Below are 17720 nucleotides of genomic sequence, written 5' to 3' on the forward strand. Positions count from 1 at the left end.
CATGAGTGGGCGGGCGGTTTCGCCGGCGCGATCGGCCGAGTGGCGCGTGACGCTGAGCCCGGCGGCGCGCCGCGCCCTCGATGCGCGCGCTGCGCCCTTGTATGTGGAGATGGAGCTTTTCTTCAGCTGTCTCATCCGCAAGCGATTGCTTTGGGACCGGCCGCCACCTGCGGATACCGTTCCCCTGCCCTCAGCCGACGGCCACCCGCAGCTCGTGGTGTGGTTTCATCCGGTGATGGCCCGGCATTGCGCCCTGCCGAATGATGCCGCGCTCGAGGATCTGCCGCTCATGGATTTTCCGCTCAGCCGGCGCGAGGCCTTCCGTCCCCATTGGCTGCGCCTCGATTATCGCGACGGGGCCTTTTGCGGGGAGTTTGGCTGGTAGCGCCGCCTTCGCACGTGTAAGGCCGTCCACGGCATCACAGGCACAGCCAGACCTGCTCGGCGGCGCGCGTGACGGCCACGTACAGCGCCCTATGGTAATCGTCGGCATGGCCGCCGGCGGCCATGCCGTAGAGGTCTGCGACATCGATGAGGGCATAGTGGAAGGTGCTCCCCTGGGCCTTGTGGGCGGTCACGGCATAGGCGTGCATGACCGGCGCACAGGCGCGCGTCACGGCCCACGCGCGCCGGAAGTCCTCGGGTGAGCGATGGTCGGCGGCGCGATAAGCGGCCCACGTCTTGCGCACCAGCCGTTGGTACTCGCCGGTATCGTGCGCGAGGAAGAGTTCGACCGGTTCGGCACCCTCGGCCCGGGCCTGCACGCGCCAGGCGGGTATGTCCAGGTAGGGATGGCGCAGGGGTTCGCACAAAGTCACGGTCAGTTCTGTATTGTTGGCGACGAGATCCACGAGCGCGTCCCGGCGTTCGCGATCGGCGCCGTTAGGCGATCCATTGCCCTCGACCGGGGCCAGGGCCTCTTCCCAGGCCTTCGGTGTGCGCTCGGCCATGCGCACTGCGCAGTGGAAGGCGTATAGGGTCTCGCGCGCGATCAAGGTCTCACCCGGCCAGAACGGCGCCTCGTCACAGCCCTCCCCGTCACCGCGCCCATACAGCGCCGACAGCCCCTTGTGGATGTAGCGGTTGCGTTCGTCGACCACGCGATTGCGCCAGGCGATCACGCGGATGTCCTTGGCCGGGCGTCGCCTGCGCAGGGTCACCGCCCCGTCGGCGGCGTGCATAGCGCGCGCCAGATGCACCCCCGGCATTTCGCCACGGCGTTCCGCCAGATAGCGACCGATGGCCGCGGGGTCGAATGTGCCTTGCGCCTCGCCTTCGATGTAGCGGCGGATCTCGCCGGCCAGCTGGATGATGGGATGGGGCCGGCCGGTCGACTTTTGGCGGACGATCTCGGTGAGATCGTGGCGCTCGGCCCCGGATGCGAAGACCGGCGGCGCCAGGGCGCCCGGCCCGCCCAAGGCGAGCCCCTGCTGCCGCTCATCGCCGGCCGGTGTTTCCTCTACGGGTAGCAATTGCCCGGGGTCTCCTATATAGACCACGCGCGTGCGCGCGCTGCGCACAAACCGTTCGATATACGCCAGCAGATCCGGGCCAACCATGCTCGATTCGTCGACGAATACGAGATCGTACGCCTCGAAATACAGGGTCTTCGGGTGGCGATCCAGGGTGATGCGCATCATCCCCTCATGCGTCTCGCGCAGCTTTAAGCCAAGCAGCGCATGCAGCGTGCCCGACCAGACCTTGGCACGCACCGGTCGCGCGAGCTTGGCGGTGATGACCGAGACCGCCTTATGGGTGGGGGCGCACACCGCCACGCGCAGGCCGCTTTGGCACGCCGCCTCGATGAGGTGTACGGCCAGCCAGGTCTTGCCGGTGCCGGCGTAGCCCGACAGCACCCGCAACCCCGCGGTCTCGGAGGGGGACAGACAGAAGGAATGCAGGGCCAGATAGGCGCGGCGCTGGCTTAACGTCGCTCCTTTCGGGCCGGCAAGGCGTTTTGGGCTCGCGGTCTTGGTGCGCATCTCGGGTGGCGGCCATGGTGTCGGCAAGGCCATCGCGCCGGTCCGCCGGGACCAGGGCGATAGGCCGGCCTTGGTACCGGCGCGGTGCCCGTCACCATAGCATGGGCCGGGCCGCCACCAAAGGCGGATAATCGCCGCGCGATAAACGGGGGGTCGGGCGGCCGGGGACGCCGCGTCGGGGTGTAACCTTAGGGCGGGCTCGGCCGTCTTAGTCAGCGAATCGAGGCCATGGGGGCCTTTTTGACGGAGCTTACACAAATGACGATACGAAGCGGATTGGCGGTACTTGCGCTCATGGCGGCCACGCCCGCGTTCGCGGCCTCGGCGGTCGCGACCTCCCAGGTGGCGGCGAGCTTGCAGCAGCAGGGCTTTCCCGCGAGCCGGGCGGCGGCGGTGGCGCGCGTTGCGACCGATCATTATCGCGGGGCGGCGCTGGTGAGGCTGGCCACGGCCCTCCACCATCTCCCAAGCCTGCCGCGCGGCGATTATGCGGGCGCGACCTTGAAGGCGGGCGCGGCCGATGCCTACGCCCTGGTCCTCACCAAGGCTATGATCCGTAGCACGCCGCCGGTCGAGGTGATGGCGGCCGGTCACGCCTTTAGCAAGGCCGTGGATACCGGTACCGATCCGCAGGTGACCGCACGGCTGGTGATCCAGGGGCTGGCCCACGGGCTGCACGGCCGGGCCCTGGCGCGCCTGGCCGATCATTATGCGCAGCGCATCCACAAGGGTGTGGCCGAGAAGGCCGCGTATCGTGAGTCGCTGGCGGCGAGCCTGAGGTCGCGGCCGTCGCCGGTGGGAGGGCCCACGGCCCTCGATCCCACCTCGGGCGCCATGGGCGCTCATGTCAATGGGATGGGTGGTGCCACCGGCGGCGGGATGGCCGGGGCCATGACCATGGGGGCCGGCGCCCCGGGCGGGCCAGGGGCGGCGATGTCCGGGGCGGTCTCGGCAGGCGGTGGCACCCCGATGGGCGGTGGTGCGGCGATGGGGGGCGGTGCTATGGGGCGTCCCTGATCGCGGCCTCAGGTAACGGCGGGACGGGTGGACACCCGCCCGCCTTGGTGATCGGCAGCGAGGAGGCATCATGAGTAATGACAGGCGTTTGGTGTGGGTTTTGGTGGGGGTGATGATGGCCGCGCCGACTTGGGCGGGGATACGGGCGGCGGCCATCGGCGAGGGGGGCGACGGCATCGGGGCCCAGGCCTTGCATCGCCAGATCGCCTCGCCCGAGAGCGGGTATTTCTCGCCCAGGGCGCAATTCAACAATGCGGGGGCAAACGTCGCGAGCCCGGTCGGGGGCTACACCGCCAACGGCTTTATGACATCGTCGGGGCAGGTCATGAGCAGCCCGCAGGGGATGGGCGGCACGGCGCCGGGCGGTGGGATGGGCGCGGCGGGCATGCCCTAAGGTCCACGGATGGGTGATAAGGGGGTTGCGTGAACAAACGATTCAGGGGATGGGCCGCGGTGGCCGGATTCGTCGTGGGCACCGGTGCCGCGCATGCCACATTTTTCGGGGGCGTCGATGCCGGGGCGCTTTGGGAAAGCAATTTCACGGGGGCGACCAATGGGATCCTGGCGTCCTCGGTGTTGATGGGGGTCTATTCGGGTTATGTCGGTGCCTATAAGGGCTTTGACAAGAATCGCGGGGCGTGGGTGGCGTCTGTGAACCTGCAGGCCAACCGCCTGCGCCGCTACAGCGTCCTCGATAACGATATCTTCGGAGGATCGGCCGGTGTGTTTCACGATCTGGGGAAGGACGCCTCGGTGCTCGCCACGGTCGGTGGAGAGACCGTGCGTTTTAGTAACACTGTGCGGAATCTGGCGATTTATATGGCGCGCCTACATTTTAAGGAGGGTAGCCAGACCCTATGGGTGGGAGAGACCGGAGAGTACGATGACGCCCGCGGCCAAGCTGGCTTCAACACCTACCGCGGTTACAGCGCCACGCTCGCCGGCAACTGGAAGCCCATCGCATCCGACGTGATCACCGTGTCGGCGGCGCACGCCTACGATCACTATGACGTCGCGACCGCCTCGATCCGCACGTCCAACGCCGCGAGCCTGGGTTGGCTGCAAGAGCTTGGTCACGGCATCTATATCCGTGCCCAGGCGAGCCGCGAATATGTCCATGTCGCGGGCGGGGGAAGCTTTTACACGACCATCTACGCCACGGGCCTTGGGGCCACGTTCTAGGGCTTTGGCGGTGTCCGGAGGGTTGTTATAGTGACGGCATGGAAGCAACAACAGGAAGCGCACGGCGCCGAGGGCGACAGCTCGTGTGGGCGCTGGTGGTCGCGGGTATGGGATGCGCGTGGGCGCGGCAGGTGCCGTTTCGCCTGCACGCCCCGCACGCGCGCCAGGTACTCGTGTGCGGGAGTTTTACGCATTGGCGCTGCGTGGCATTGCATCGGGGCCGGCACGGGGTATTCCGGGGCCGCCTAGCGGTGGCGCCGGGGCTTTATGAGTACGGTTTTCGGGTCGACGGTCATTGGCGTCTGGGGCGGCACGCGCCGCGCGTGCGCGATGGCCTTGGCGGCCACAACGATCTGTTGGTGGTGGGTCGCTAGCAAGAGACGATCGCTAGGCGTAAGCGCCGGCCGGGGTCTGTGGCGGTGATGATGACCGGGTCGGTGGAGGATCAGGACCATGGAGATGACGAAGAGCGTGCCTGGATCGCGCGTTGCCTGGCCGGGGACAAGACGGCGTTTCGACCGCTCGTCGCCCGGTACGCGCGCATGGTGCACGGCGTCATCGCCCGATTGGCGCCCGAGGCCGACGTCGACGACCTCGCGCAGCAGACCTTCCTGGCGGCCTTTGAGCACCTCGATCAGTACCGCCAGGCGTCGCGATTTTCGACATGGCTCTGTCAGATCGCGGTTAACAAGGTGCGTGACGAGCAGCGCGCCGCGCGTCGCCGCCCGGAGTTGCGCGGCGATGACGATTACGACGGGCGTTACGAAGAGGGGCCTGAGGATCAGGCGCTCGGGCGCGAGCATGGGCGGCGGCTTGCCGCCGCGCTCGCGCAACTGGGCGCGGGCGATCGCGAGCTTTTGGTGTTGAAGTATGTCATGGAGGAGGGCTTCGAGACGGTCGCCGAGATCCTGGGTACGAGCGTCGGGACGGCCAAGGTGCGCGCCCTGCGCGCGCGCGAGCGGTTGCGGCGGATACTGAACGGCGGTGGGATGTATGGCAGACGAGACGGATAGACCACTTTCGGAAGGCGAGATCGATGCCGCCTTGAGGCGCTGGCGGCAGCCGCTCGTGGCCGACGATTTCGTGGATCGGGTGATGGTGCGCATCGAGACCGCCGACAGGCGGCGGCTGCGCCGCGCCATGATGCGCCCGTGGGCGATCGCCGCCGGGGTCGCGATCGCGGTCTTGGCGGCGACCCTGCTGCTGCACGCGGGGGGCGCGCGCGTGGCGCCGCCGGGTACGCGCTTCGTGCGTTTTTCGCTCAGGATGCCGCACGCCGAGCAGGTCGCGGTGGCCGGCAGTTTCAACGGCTGGGGGCGGCGCATCGCCCTGCATGCGCGCGGTCATGGCCTGTGGACGGTGCGCATCCCCTTGCGCGCCGGGCAATACAGCTATGTGTTCGTGGTGAATGGGCACCAGGTGATGCCCGATCCGCATGCCGAAGGCTATCGTCCCGACGGCTTCGGCGGCCGGAATTCCGTGATCATCGTCGGATCGGGGGGGATGACGGCATGAGACGCGCACGCCTGCTGCTCTGGGCCGGGCTTGCGGTGCTGGCCGCCGGTACGGCGGCGTGGGCGTCGGTGTCACCGGTGGCCGCGCTACGGCATGCCGGCGTATCCGCGCCCAGGGCGCGCAGGCTCATGCGGGAGGCGCACGCGGCAGGGGTAGGGGCGGCGACCGTCGAGCGCTGGGCGCGGCGCTTATCGGGACTGCATCGCGAGCGGCTGCCGGTGTCGCTGGCCGTGGATCAAATCTTTGAGGGTCTCATGAAAGGGGTGCCGGCGCCGCGCATTAGCGACGGCTTGCGCGTGTTTGCGCGCGATCTGCGGGGCGCGCGCCGGACGCTCGAGCGCCACGCCACCCCCGGGTCGATCGGCGGCCACCCGCGCGCGGTGCGCCACGCGCTGTCGGATCTCGTGATCGCGCGTCGCGCGGGGCTCGATGGGCACGCCCTCGATCGCCTCCTGGGTCGGCGACGACTTACGGTGTCGCGGTTATCGGCCTATGTCCAGGTGGCCACCGATCTGCGCGGCTGGGGCGTGGGGCGTGGCGATGTGGTGCGTACGCTGGGCGCGGCCCGGCGCCAGGGCGTGTCGCGACAGAGGTTGTTCGTGCTCGATAGGGCGCTCGCCCGCAAGGCCGCCGCTGGGCAAGGACCCCGGGACCTTGGCGGGATGCTGAGAGACGGATTGGGGTTGCGGTCGCCGATGGGCCCCGGGCCCTTATCGGGACCGGCGGGCGCCGTCGGGATGCCCGGGGCTGGGGGAGGCATGATGGGTCCAGGATCCGGCCCCACGCCGGGCCCCGGCGGCGGCATGACGGGTCCGGGTGGCATGACGGGCCCCGGCGGCATGGCAGGCCCCGGCGGGGCGGCAATGGGTCGGCCGTGACCAACGCCCATTCCCGGCCCGCGGGCCGCGGTTTTCCCCGATCATCCGAGGGTTCAGGCGCATCTCTCGTGCCGGCCGCCGGCGCCCGGGCGGCGCCGATGAGTCACGATGACTCGAGGGACTCCCAGCGCGCATAGTGCGCCTGCAACTCCCGTTCGATGGCGGCCAGATGCTCGAAGAGACTCGCGATCTGGGCCTGGTCCTGCTCATAGAAGCGCGGATCGGCGCTGGCGGCCTGAAGCGAGGCGCGCTCGGCCTCCAGGGCCTCGATGCGCGCCGGGAGCTCATCGAGCTCGCGTTGTTCCTTATAGGGGCGCTTGCGCGGCGGCGCGACGGCGGGCGCGGTCGGGGCCTTCGGGCGCGCAGGGGGTGTCGAGGGTGGCGCGGGCGATGGCAGGTCGCTGTAGCCGCCGACGTGTTCGCAGACGCCGCCTTGGCCATCGAACAGCCACGTGCTGGTTGCCACGTGATCTATGAAGGCGCGGTCGTGGCTTACGATCAGGATGGTGCCCGTAAACTCCATCAAGGTCTCCTCGAGGAGCTCCAGGGTGTCGGCATCGAGGTCGTTGGTCGGTTCGTCCAGGACCAGGAGGTTGGCGGGCTTGGCGAACAGGCGCGCGAGCAAGAGGCGGTTACGTTCGCCGCCGGAGAGCATGGCAACCGGTGAGCGCAGGCGCTCGGGCGGAAACAGGAAGCGACGCAGGTAGCCTGCGACGTGCTCCTGGCGGCCGCCGACGGTGATGGTGAGCCGTCCTTCGCCGACACTGTCCATGACCGTGGCCTCGGGATCGAGCTGCTCGCGTTGCTGATCGAAGTACGCCACCTCCAGGCGCGTGCCCCGCCGGATCGAGCCGCCGGACGGCGCGACGTCACCCAACAGGGCGCGCAGGAGGGTGGTCTTGCCGACCCCGTTGGGACCGACGAGCGCGATCCGGTCGCCGCGTTGGACGGTGGCGCTGAAGTCGCGGACCAGGGTGCGCTGCTCGTAGCTGAGCGTCAGGCGATCGGTCTCGAAGACGATGCGGCCGGAGGGGTCGGCGCCATCCAGGCGCAATTCGGCGCGCCCCACGCGCTCGCGTCGTGCGCGCTGCTCGCGGCGCATGGCCTCGAGCGCCCGGACCCGGCCCTCGTTACGCGTGCGCCGCGCCTTGATGCCCTGCCGGATCCAGCGCTCCTCCTCGGATAGGCGCTTGTCGAACAGGGCGTCGCGCGTCTCCTCCGCAGCCAGGGCCTCGGCCTTGCGGCGCACATAGTCCTCATAGGTCCCGGGCCATGACGACAGGATGCCGCGGTCGAGTTCGATGATGCGCGTGGCAAGCCGTCTGAGGAAGGCGCGATCATGGCTGACGAACAGTACCCCGCCGGTGAAGTTCGCGAGATAGTTCTCGAGCCACAGGATGGCGCCGATGTCGAGGTGGTTCGTGGGCTCGTCGAGCAGCAGCAGGTCGGGTTCCGCGACCAGGGCCCGTCCGAGCATGACACGCCGCCGCCATCCGCCCGATAGTTCGCCCATGCGCGCATGGGGATCGAGAGACAGTTCGCTGATGACGGTGTGCACGCGCTGCTGGAATCGCCAGCCGTCCTGGCTGTCTAGGATCTGCTGCACGGCCCCCAGGCGCGCCAGGGTCGCGTCATCGGCACCTTCGGCGAGGCATCCCGTCAGATGATCGTATTCGGCCAGCGCAGCGCCGAGGGCCGCCAAGCCCCCGGAGACGATCTCGAAGACATTCGCGGTATCGGCGCACGCGACCTCTTGATCGAGGGTGGCGATGCGCACGCCCGGTGACGTGCTGCACGTGCCGCTATCGGGCCTGATGGCCCCGGCGACGATGCGCAGGAGCGAGGATTTGCCCTCGCCGTTGCGCCCTATGAGGCAGACGCGCTCGCCGGCCTCGATGGCAAGCGAGGCGTGGTCGAGCAAGGGGTGGTGGCCGTAGGCAAGGCTGATATCATCGAGACGCAGTAGGGGCATGACGGGCTTTCAGGGTGCGGCATGGGCCGGGAAAGCCGGGTATAATCGCAGGTCTGCGGGATCTGGGCAACGGTCATCAAGGCCGGGCCTGCCACCGGGAGGATATTCATGCTCGACCTCTATTATTGGCCGACACCCAACGGCCACAAAATCACCATCTTTCTGGAAGAGGCCGGCCTGGCTTATCGCATCATGCCGGTCAATATCGGCCGCGGTGAACAGTTTGCGCCGGATTTCCTGGCCATAGCCCCCAACAATCGCATGCCCGCGCTGGTCGATGCCGATGTCGAGGGCGAACCGATCCGGCTGTTTGAGTCGGGGGCCATCCTCCAGTATCTCGCGGAGAAGACAGGGCGTTTCCTGCCGACCGACCTACGGGCCCGGTTTATGGTCCTGCAATGGCTCTACTGGCAGATGGCGGGCCTGGGTCCGATGGCCGGCCAGAACCACCATTTCGCGCGCTACGCCCCGGAGAAGATCCCTTACGCCATCGACCGTTATGTGCGTGAGACGGCACGCCTCTATGGTGTGCTCGATCGCAGGCTCGCCCAAAGCCCGTTCGTGGGGGCCGCGAGTACTCGATCGCCGACATGGCCTGCTACCCATGGATCGTGCCGCATCGCGATCAGCAGCAAGACCTGGAGGCCTTTACGCACCTGAAGCGCTGGTTTACGCAGATGGCGGCGCGCCCGGCGGTGGTGCGCGCCTATGCCGTCGGCGCACGCATCAGCCAGGGCGGCCCCTTGGACGAGGAGGCGCGGCGTCACCTGTTTGGTCAGGGGCGCCCTTGATCGCAGCACGGTTTCGGGTCATTTAAAGGGGGGCGCGGCGCGCCCGGGGGTATTGTCATGCCTAAAGGATCTCCATGCTATCGTTGATCGGCAATGTGTTGTGGTTTGTCCTGGGGGGTGCGGCCATGGGCCTTGCCTGGTGGCTTGCCGGGCTGATTGCCCTTGTGTCCATTGTGGGCATTCCCTGGGCGCGCGCGTGCTTTGTCATCGGGCAGTTCACGTTCTGGCCGTTCGGACGCGAGGCGGTCAGTCGCAGCGCGGTGGGCCGCCCGGACATCGGCACGGGCCCTCTTGGGCTCATCGGCAATGTGTTGTGGTTCCTGTTGCTCGGGGTGTGGCTTGCGATCGGCCATATCTTGGCGGCACTCGCCAATTTCGTCACCATCATCGGCATTCCGTTTGGCATCCAGCACCTGAAGCTCGCCGTGATCGCCATGGCCCCCATCGGCATGACGATCGTGGACAAACGCCCCGCCCGGTAATCCCCGTCGGCCCGTCCGCGGGCCGTCCCCACGCACCACAAGAGCGCACGCGCACCGGTTTGGCCCGGTGGCAGGGCGCCTATCCCTCGGCGCGACGCGCCCGGGACCGCGCCCGTAGCGCGCATCGGGGCCGGTTTGGGCCCGGTGGCGCGTGGCATGGAGATTGCTAAACCCTGGGTGCAGGGATTTTTTGAGGATGACATGGCTTAGGGTTGCATCGATCGAGAAGGCGTAACGGATTCTAGGGTTCCAGCCGCGTGCGGTGTTCGGTCCGAGAGAATCCGCCCCGCGATGTGCGGGGTACACGGAGGGATAAAAACCCGGGAGGCAGCATGTTGCCGTCCCGGGTTTTTTTTGGTTTGGGCAAAAATTGCGAGGGGATGATATGCACACGGTGAAGAAGCTTCTGGTGGCCGCGGGTTTTGTGGTCTGCGCGCAGTTGGGTCTCATGACGCAGGCCAGCGCGCGTATCACGCTCGGGCTGTCGGATTGGCCGGGGTGGGTGGCGTGGTATGTGGCGCAACACAACGGCTATCTGAAGAAGTACGGGGCGCATGTGCGGCTGGTGTGGTTTCCGAGCTATATGACCTCGGTCGAGGCGCTGTCGGCCGGTCGCATAGACGCCAACTGCCAGGCGCTGATCGATACCATCGCGCCGATCGTGAAGAAGGTGCCGCTCAAGGTGATCCTGGTCACCGACAACTCCGCTGGCAACGACGCCTTGATGGTGAACAACTCCATCCATTCGTTCGCGGGATTGAAGGGGAAGTCGATTGCCGTCGAAATGAATTCGATCGAGGAGTACCTCGATGTGACGGCCCTTCAGGAGCATCACATGAGCGCCGCCGACGTGCATTTCATCAACATGTCGACCGGTGATTCCGCCGCTGCGCTCATCACCGGACGTGTGGCCGCAGCCGGGGTGTGGAATCCGTGGATCCAGAGGATCGAGGCGCGGCACGCCGGACATGCGCTCTTTACGAGCGCCCAGGCCCCGGGACTCATTCCCGACCTCGTGGTCGCCCGCGCTAGCGTCGTCGCCGCCCACCGAAAGGATTTCGTGGGGCTCGCCAAGGCCTGGTTTGCGACCGTGCGCTTCATTAAGGCCCACCCCCGCAAGGCGGCGGCGATCATGGCCCCGCATGTGGATCTCACGCCCGCGGTCTATGCCGCAAGCCTGTCTGGCACCAGGCTTTTCGGAAAACACCTGAATCACATTGCCATGAATCCCGGTCCATCGAGTGCCTCGCTCTATAACAGCACCGTCCACACCGGGCGTTTCCTGGAGCAGGTGAAGATGGTCAAGGCGATCCCCAACCCGCGTACCTTTATCGACGCGGGTATCGTGGATCAGGCGGGGCGGTGATGGGCGCCGTGACCGCAAGGACCCACGGGACATCCAGCGTCGGCGGCCGCAAGGCGGCCGCGCAGCGCACCCGGGTGCGTGCCTGGTTTTCACGCATACGCGCACCGATCCCAAGGGCGCTGTATGTGGGTCTTGCGGTCGCGGGGTTTTTGCTGCCGCTCGCCTTCTGGCAGGCGCTGTGTGCGTGGCATCTCGTAGGGGCGCTTTTTCTGCCGTCGCCGGCCGATGTGTGGATGTCGCTGCGCCATTGGTATGCAAGCGGGCTTTTGCACGATACCGGCATCAGCATCTATCGCGTGGTCGCGGGCTTTGTGTTGGCGGCCTTGATCGGGGTGCCGCTTGGGCTTTTCATCGGCGCCTACAAGTGGTGTGAGGCGCTCTTGCAGCCGATCAACGACTTCGTGCGCTACATGCCGGCCTCGGCCTTCATACCGCTCGTCATCCTGTGGGTGGGCATAGGCGAGGGATCGAAGATCGCCATCATCTTCATAGGGGTCGTGTTCCAGATCGTGGTGATGGTCGCCGATGCCGTGCGCAAGCTCCCGGACCGCTATCTGGAGGCCGCCTATACCATGGGGGCGCGCCCGGGGGAGACCATGAAGCTTGTCGTGTGGCGCGGCACATGGCCGCAGATCGTCGACATCCTGCGTATCAACATGGGTTGGGCCTGGACCTATCTGGTGGTGGCCGAGATGGTGGCCGCCGACAGCGGCCTTGGGTTTGCCATCCTTCAGGCGCAACGCTTCCTTGATACCGCGAAGATCTTCGTCGGGATCATCGTCATAGGTCTCATAGGGCTTGCCTTCGATCTCATGTTTCGTGCGCTGCACAAGCAGCTTTTTCCCTGGTACCGGCCATGAGCGCGCCGCGTGTCAGTGTGGAGGGCGTGGGCCGGGACTATGAGGGCCGGGACGGTGTCCCGTTCCCGGTCCTGAAGGGTCTCGACATGGTGGCGTCCGACCATGAGTTCGTGGCCATCGTCGGGGCCTCGGGGTGTGGCAAGTCCACGCTCTTACGGCTCGTCGCCGGGCTCGATGAGGTCACCGAGGGGGTGATCCGGGTGGACGGACGTCCCGTCACGGGGCCTGGGCCGGATCGCGGGATGGTATTCCAGCAATCGACCCTGTTTCCGTGGCTCACGGTCTGGCAGAACCTGCGTTTCCCGCGCGGCCTTGCGGTCCACGCCGAGGCCACCAGCCGCGAGGTGTCGGAGTACCTCTCGCGAAGCGAGGCCCTGCTCAACATGATGGGTCTTGCGCGCGTCCGCGACAGCTACCCAAACCAGTTGAGCGGCGGCATGCAGCAGCGCGTCAATATTGCGCGCGCGCTGGTGGCCAACCCGGCGGTGCTGCTGATGGACGAGCCCTTCGGGGCGCTCGACGCGCAGACCCGCGAGACCATGCATGACCTCGTGCTGCATCTGTTCGCCGCCGAGAAGACCACGGCCTTGTTCGTGACCCATGACGTCGAGGAGGCGATCTATCTCGCGGACCGGGTGATCGTGCTGGCCCCCAACCCCGGGCGCGTGGACTCCGTGCACAGCATCCCCTGGGGGCGCGCGCGCACCCAGGATCTCAAGCTCGATGGCGCGTTCGTGAGACTGAAAGGCGAGATCCTGGCGCGCATCCGCGCCACCACCGCGGTCCATGCCGATCGCGAATTATTGGAAAGTATGACGGCGCGCACGCGCGCATCGTCGCTTGCAGAGGAGAAAGGAAAGTCATGAAGGAACGGGAAACAAGCGAACGGACCGTACTTTGGCAGGAGCATGTGCCCGGGGGATGCCACGCCTCGTTTCGGCTAGGGCGCGGCCAGGGCCTGCGGCTTACAGCGCTCGCGCCCAAGGCCAATGCCTCGGTGCTGCTCTTTAATGACGACGACCGCAGCGAGCGCTACAACATGGCCGACACCCTGAAGGCCCAGCATACCGCGGCACTCGGCGCCGGGCATGTCCTCATGTCGGATATGGGGCGGGCGCTGGCGGCGATCTGCGAAGAGAGCGTGAGCGACCATGATCCGATCTGCGGGGCCTCCAGCCGCGCAGACATCGAGCGGTGCTTTGGCGCGCGCCGCTTCGAGCATGCGCGCAACGCCATGCACCGCAGCGGCCAGGAGGGCCTTTTGATCGAGCTCGCCAAGTGGGGCCTCGGTAAGGAGGATCTGGTGGCGCCGATCAATTTCTTTAGCGCGCTTGCGATCGACGACGAGGGCCGCGTGGCGTTGCGTGGCGATGGCGTCGATTGCGGCGATTTCGTGGAGTGGACGGCGGTCTTGAATCTCCTGTGTGTAATATCGGCGGCCCCCCATCCCTTGGCCGCCCCCGGCACCTATGCCCCGGCCGACCTGCGCGTCATAGCCTACGCCCAAGGCGGCGACACCGGCGCAAGCGTCGCGCGATGCGCGGAGAACGCGCGCGCCTTCATGAACAGCCACCGTTATCTCGGAGATTGCTGATGCCAAAGCCCATATTGCAGGAAAGCGCCCGCGACCCGGCCGACGCCCTGTGGGATGTCGTATGCCCGGCGGGCGAGCCGTGGATGGGGGAGGTGCTTGCCGGCCAGACCGTGCGCATCGTCGACCTCATGGGCAACCAGGCGGTCGATACGCTTTTTTATAACCGGCATGACCGTCGCGAGCGCTACAGCGCGCAGGCCACCATCGTCGCCCAAAGGGCCCTCTATCTTACGACCGGCTCGGTATTGATGTCGTCGGAGGGGCGGCCCATGCTGACTATCGTCGCCGATACCTGCGGGCGCCACGATACCCTGGGCGGGGCCTGTTCCGCGGAGAGCAACACGGTCCGCTATGGTCATGACAAGGGATATATGCACAGCTGCCGGGACAATTTCCTGCAGGCCTCGCACCACTGCGCATGCGGCCAGCGTCTGGGCCTTGGCAAGCGCGACCTCGCTTCCAACATCAATTTCTTCATGAATGTCCCGGTAGAGGGTCGCGCATTGCGGTTCGCAGACGGGGTCTCGGCTCCCGGAAAATATGTCGAGATGCGCGCCTGCCAGGATGTGGTGATCCTTATTTCGAATTGCCCGCAATTGAACAATCCCTGCAACGCCTATGATCCGACCCCGATTCGCATCATGGCCTGGGGGGCGGCGGAGGGTTGATCGGCATGGGGACGACCCCGTGGCCTATGAATTTTGCGGGACGGCCCGCCGATGCGAGGTGTCATGTTAAAGACCGTATGGGTGGCCGATTCCGGAGTGGGTGCTACGCGCGTGAGACAAACGCTTGAGCGTCTGGGGATCGCCATGCGCTGTGCGCCGCCTGTGATCGTAGAAGGGGCGGAGGTGCGCGCGATCACCGCCCTGGCGGCCGCCGCCGGGGCCGATGTCGTCCATCCCGGATATGGCGTCCGCGCCCGCGATGCGCAGCTCGCGCGCGCGCTCGCAGGCTCCGGGATCGCCTTTGCCGGGGCGCGCGCCGACGACATCGAGGCGTTCTCGGACCCCGGGCGGGCGCGCGCGCTCGCTTGCGAGGCCGATCTGCCGCTGCTTGCGAGGAGCCGTCCCCTGGAGGATCTTGCGGATATCCTGGCGGTGGCGGCGACGATCGGCTACCCGGTGGCGCTGTGCTGCGAGAGCGCCCTGTGGGAGCGGCGCTGTGCGCACCCCGAGGCCGTGCGTGCGGCCTGGGAGCAGTGGCGGCGATCGCCGCCTCCCGGCCTGGGGGCGCTGTGTGTGGAAAGGCGTCTGGCCCAGGCCCGTTGCCTGGAGGTCCCGGTGTGGGGCGATGGGCGCGGCGCGGTACGGGCCTTGGGCGTGCACGATGTAAGCCTGCGGCGCGACGGCCGGGTGCTGCTGGAAGAGGCGCCCGCCGGGGGATTGGCGTCCGGGGAATGCCAGCAGCTCATGGATAGGGCGGTGCGCCTGGCGCGCCACGTGCGCTATCGATCCGCGGGCGTGGTGCGTTTCATCTATGATGAGCGCGAGCGCGTGTCCTATTTCGTAGCCCTGGACGCGGCGCTCGGGGCCGCGCACGCGCTCGCCTCGATGGTCATCGGGAGCGATATCGTCGCGTGGACGTTGCGACTCGCGGCCGGGGAAGACGGTGTGTTGGACGACGATCCGCGAGGCGCCGTCGGGCATGCGATCCTGGCGCATGTACGCGCCGAGGATTGGGCGCGCGGACTGGCACGTTCCGCAGGACGCGTGACCACGGTGTCGTGGCCACCGGGGGCAGAGATCGCGGCCGCCATCGCCGCGGGATCGGAGGTGGCGCTGGCGGGCGATGGCGAGCTTGCGCATATCGGTGTGGCGGCGGATGATCGCAGGCAGGCATGGCAGGCGCTCGATGAGGCGCTGGCGCAGACCGTGGTGCGCGGGGTCGAGACCAATAGGGAGTGGCTGCGCGCCTGGGCGCAGGATCCGCGGGTGCGCGCGGGCCGTCCGGATGTCGATATCCTGGCATCCGACCGGCGGCCGGCCCCGGTGGTGGAGGTCCTGAAGGGGGGGGCGCAGACCACCCTCCAGGACTGGCCGGGACGGCTCGGGTATTGGCAGGTGGGCGTGCCGCCGTCGGGGCCCATGGATGCGCTCGCGCATCGCTACGCCAACGGGCTTGTGGGCAACGATCCGGGGGCCGTGGTTTTGGAGATGACGCTGGCCGGCCCGCATCTCAAATTCCATGCGCCGGCGCTGATCGCGCTCACCGGCGCGCCATTTTCGGCACGGCTCGACGGACGCGTACTGCCGATGTGGCAGGTATGTCGGGTGGAGGCCGGCAGCGAGTTGCTGTGCGGCACGGTGCGTACCGCCGGGGCGCGCGCCTATCTGGCCGTGCAGGGAGGCTTTGTCGCCGATTGCTATCTCGGCAGTGCGGCGACGTTTGCCCTCGGCGGTTTTGGTGGTCACGAGGGGCGCGCCCTGAAGGCGGGTGACCGCCTGACCATAACCGCCATCCGGGACGATAGCGTAGTCGGTCGGCCATTGTCGCGGCGTTTGCGGCCGCGCTACGAACGCCACTGGACGCTCGCGGTCTTGTATGGGCCGCACGGCGCCGATGATTTCTTTACCACAGACGACATTGAGGCCTTTTTTGCCGCCGATTGGCAGGTCCACCCGCAGTCCAATCGAACCGGTGTGCGCTTGATCGGTCCGCGTCCGCAGTGGGCGCGCCCCGATGGCGGAGAGGCCGGTCTCCACCCTTCGAATATTCATGATAATGCCTACGCCATAGGCGCGATCGACTATACCGGCGACATGCCGGTGATCCTGGGGCCGGATGGACCGAGTCTCGGCGGCTTCGTGTGCCCGGCGGTGGTGGTGTCCGCGGACCTTTGGAAGCTCGGGCAGTTGCGTCCGGGGGATACGGTGCGTTTTGTGCGTGTCAGTCTCGCGGCGGCGCGTGCCTTGCACCGGGATCAGGAGCAGGCATTGGATCTGCGTCCGCCGCCACTCAGGCCGGGCCTGCCGGTCATGGCCCATGAAGCGGATGCAAGGGAGGCGATCATCGCGCGCAGCGACGGGTCGCAAGCAGGGGTTGCGGTCGTGTATCGACGCGCCGGCGATGCCAATGTCCTGATCGAGTACGGGCCACCGATCCTCGATATCGGTCTGCGCCTGCGCGTCCATGCGCTCATGGAGTGGCTGCAGTCGCGCCGCCACGAGCGCTTGAACGACGCCGTGATCGACCTCACGCCCGGCATACGCTCGTTGCAGGTCCATTACCGCCCCGATCGGCTCTCGCAGGCGGCGCTGGTGGCCGTGCTCGGCGAGGCCGAGGCCGACCTCGGGGACTTGCGCGAGGCCTGTGTGGCCTCGCGCATCGTGCATCTGCCGCTCGCCTGGGATGACAGTCAGACGCGGCTTGCCACCGCCCGTTATCAGCAGCTCGTGCGTCCCGATGCCCCCTGGTGCCCGCGCAACATCGAATTCATTCGCCGCATCAACGGGCTAGACAGCGAGGAGGCGGTGCGCGATATCGTCTTGGCCGCCGAGTATCTGGTGCTCGGCCTGGGGGATGTGTATCTCGGGGCACCGGTCGCGACCCCGGTCGATCCCCGCCACCGGCTGGTCACCACCAAGTACAACCCGGCGCGTACCTGGACCCCGGAGAATGCGGTGGGCATAGGCGGGGCCTATCTGTGCATTTATGGCATGGAGGGCCCGGGGGGTTATCAGTTCGTGGGGCGCACGCTGCAGATGTGGAACCGGGGGCCTGCGGTCGCGCCGTTTGTAGACGGTGCCCCGTGGCTGTTGCGGTTCTTCGATCGCATCCGGTTTTTCCCGGTGAGCGAGGAGCAGCTATTGGCGATGCGCGCGGATTTCGCGCAAGGTCGCTTGCCGCTACGTATCGAGGACGGGCGCTTCTCATGGGCCGAGTACCAGCGGTTCCTGGAGGCCGAGAGGCCCGGCATCGAGGCCTTCAAGGCGCGTCAACAGGCGGCGTTCGTGCGCGAGCGCGAGTCCTGGGCGCGCAGCGCCGATGCCGCCGCCTGCGGGGCTTAGCCTCGCGCCTGCGCGCTCTCGGGGCGTGGCCTGTTTGGTGGAGGCGCGGACGTCGTATTAAGCTTGCGCTC

17 protein-coding genes, 1 pseudogene and 1 riboswitch are annotated in these 17720 nt (G+C 67.4%); of the genes and pseudogenes, 16 read left to right on the forward strand and 2 right to left on the reverse strand.

Annotation, left to right across the window (positions count from 1 at the left end):
• Position 1 precedes the first annotated feature (1 nt).
• Complete coding sequence (locus C4900_RS06435) at positions 2 to 385, forward strand: hypothetical protein (RefSeq protein WP_147267141.1); 384 nt, start codon at positions 2 to 4, stop codon at positions 383 to 385.
• 34 nt (positions 386 to 419) lie between these two features.
• On the opposite strand, the gene C4900_RS06440 is transcribed toward C4900_RS06435, so the two are convergent.
• Positions 420 to 2015 (reverse strand): ATP-dependent DNA helicase, encoded by a 1596-nt coding sequence (locus C4900_RS06440; RefSeq protein WP_065971200.1) that lies wholly within the window; start codon positions 2013 to 2015, stop codon positions 420 to 422.
• Between the two features lie 225 nt (positions 2016 to 2240).
• On the opposite strand from C4900_RS06440, the gene C4900_RS15970 reads away from it, so the two are divergent.
• From C4900_RS15970 to C4900_RS15975, 7 genes are all read left to right on the forward strand, one after another.
• Positions 2241 to 2999 carry a hypothetical protein gene (locus C4900_RS15970; RefSeq protein ID WP_170132440.1) on the forward strand — a complete coding sequence of 253 codons (759 nt, stop codon included), beginning with the start codon at positions 2241 to 2243 and terminating at the stop codon, positions 2997 to 2999.
• A gap of 70 nt (positions 3000 to 3069) precedes the next feature.
• Positions 3070 to 3393: a hypothetical protein gene (locus C4900_RS06450; protein WP_147267142.1), complete on the forward strand. Its 324-nt coding sequence runs from the start codon at positions 3070 to 3072 to the stop codon at positions 3391 to 3393.
• A 29-nt stretch (positions 3394 to 3422) separates the two neighbouring features.
• Positions 3423 to 4181, forward strand: a complete 759-nt coding sequence (locus C4900_RS06455) for a hypothetical protein (protein WP_065971645.1) — start codon at positions 3423 to 3425, stop codon at positions 4179 to 4181.
• 38 nt (positions 4182 to 4219) lie between these two features.
• Positions 4220 to 4555, forward strand: coding sequence for a glycogen-binding domain-containing protein (locus C4900_RS06460; RefSeq protein ID WP_065971644.1), 336 nt, complete (start codon positions 4220 to 4222; stop codon positions 4553 to 4555).
• Positions 4556 to 4618: 63 nt separating this feature from the next.
• The gene (locus C4900_RS06465; RefSeq protein WP_170132441.1) at positions 4619 to 5194 is read left to right on the forward strand and encodes an RNA polymerase sigma factor; all 576 of its coding nucleotides are present in this window, start codon (positions 4619 to 4621) and stop codon (positions 5192 to 5194) included.
• On the forward strand, positions 5175 to 5696 hold the full coding sequence (locus C4900_RS06470; protein ID WP_114282694.1) for a glycogen-binding domain-containing protein: 522 nt from the start codon (positions 5175 to 5177) through the stop codon (positions 5694 to 5696). The genes C4900_RS06465 and C4900_RS06470 overlap by 20 nt, the downstream gene beginning before the upstream one ends.
• Entirely contained in the window at positions 5693 to 6574 is an 882-nt protein-coding gene (locus tag C4900_RS15975; RefSeq protein WP_065971641.1) for a hypothetical protein, read from the forward strand. The genes C4900_RS06470 and C4900_RS15975 overlap by 4 nt, the downstream gene beginning before the upstream one ends.
• Before the next feature lie 103 nt (positions 6575 to 6677).
• On the opposite strand, the gene C4900_RS06485 is transcribed toward C4900_RS15975, so the two are convergent.
• Positions 6678 to 8546 (reverse strand): ATP-binding cassette domain-containing protein, encoded by a 1869-nt coding sequence (locus C4900_RS06485; RefSeq protein ID WP_114282697.1) that lies wholly within the window; start codon positions 8544 to 8546, stop codon positions 6678 to 6680.
• Positions 8547 to 8654: 108 nt separating this feature from the next.
• On the opposite strand from C4900_RS06485, the pseudogene C4900_RS06490 reads away from it, so the two are divergent.
• The 8 genes and pseudogenes from C4900_RS06490 (at position 8655) to C4900_RS06525 (ending at position 17649) form a co-directional block, all read left to right on the forward strand.
• Positions 8655 to 9337 (forward strand): annotated as a pseudogene (locus C4900_RS06490) (glutathione binding-like protein).
• A gap of 74 nt (positions 9338 to 9411) precedes the next feature.
• Positions 9412 to 9819 (forward strand): YccF domain-containing protein, encoded by a 408-nt coding sequence (locus tag C4900_RS06495; protein ID WP_065971638.1) that lies wholly within the window; start codon positions 9412 to 9414, stop codon positions 9817 to 9819.
• 230 nt (positions 9820 to 10049) lie between these two features.
• Positions 10050 to 10148: riboswitch (guanidine-I (ykkC/yxkD leader) on the forward strand.
• 56 nt (positions 10149 to 10204) lie between these two features.
• The gene (locus C4900_RS06500) at positions 10205 to 11185 is read left to right on the forward strand and encodes an ABC transporter substrate-binding protein (protein ID WP_065971637.1); all 981 of its coding nucleotides are present in this window, start codon (positions 10205 to 10207) and stop codon (positions 11183 to 11185) included.
• Positions 11185 to 12045, forward strand: coding sequence for an ABC transporter permease (locus C4900_RS06505; protein WP_114282698.1), 861 nt, complete (start codon positions 11185 to 11187; stop codon positions 12043 to 12045). Before C4900_RS06500 ends, C4900_RS06505 begins: the two co-directional genes overlap by 1 nt.
• Positions 12042 to 12911 carry an ABC transporter ATP-binding protein gene (locus tag C4900_RS06510; RefSeq protein WP_065971636.1) on the forward strand — a complete coding sequence of 290 codons (870 nt, stop codon included), beginning with the start codon at positions 12042 to 12044 and terminating at the stop codon, positions 12909 to 12911. Before C4900_RS06505 ends, C4900_RS06510 begins: the two co-directional genes overlap by 4 nt.
• Positions 12908 to 13639 carry an urea amidolyase associated protein UAAP1 gene (locus tag C4900_RS06515; protein ID WP_065971635.1) on the forward strand — a complete coding sequence of 244 codons (732 nt, stop codon included), beginning with the start codon at positions 12908 to 12910 and terminating at the stop codon, positions 13637 to 13639. The genes C4900_RS06510 and C4900_RS06515 overlap by 4 nt, the downstream gene beginning before the upstream one ends.
• Positions 13639 to 14307, forward strand: a complete 669-nt coding sequence (locus C4900_RS06520; RefSeq protein ID WP_065971634.1) for an urea amidolyase associated protein UAAP2 — start codon at positions 13639 to 13641, stop codon at positions 14305 to 14307. Before C4900_RS06515 ends, C4900_RS06520 begins: the two co-directional genes overlap by 1 nt.
• A gap of 63 nt (positions 14308 to 14370) precedes the next feature.
• Entirely contained in the window at positions 14371 to 17649 is a 3279-nt protein-coding gene (locus C4900_RS06525; RefSeq protein ID WP_065971633.1) for a 5-oxoprolinase/urea amidolyase family protein, read from the forward strand.
• Positions 17650 to 17720: the final 71 nt, after the last annotated feature.

Source organism: Acidiferrobacter thiooxydans, from assembly GCF_003333315.1.
Taxonomy (GTDB): Bacteria; Pseudomonadota; Gammaproteobacteria; order Acidiferrobacterales; family Acidiferrobacteraceae; genus Acidiferrobacter; species Acidiferrobacter thiooxydans.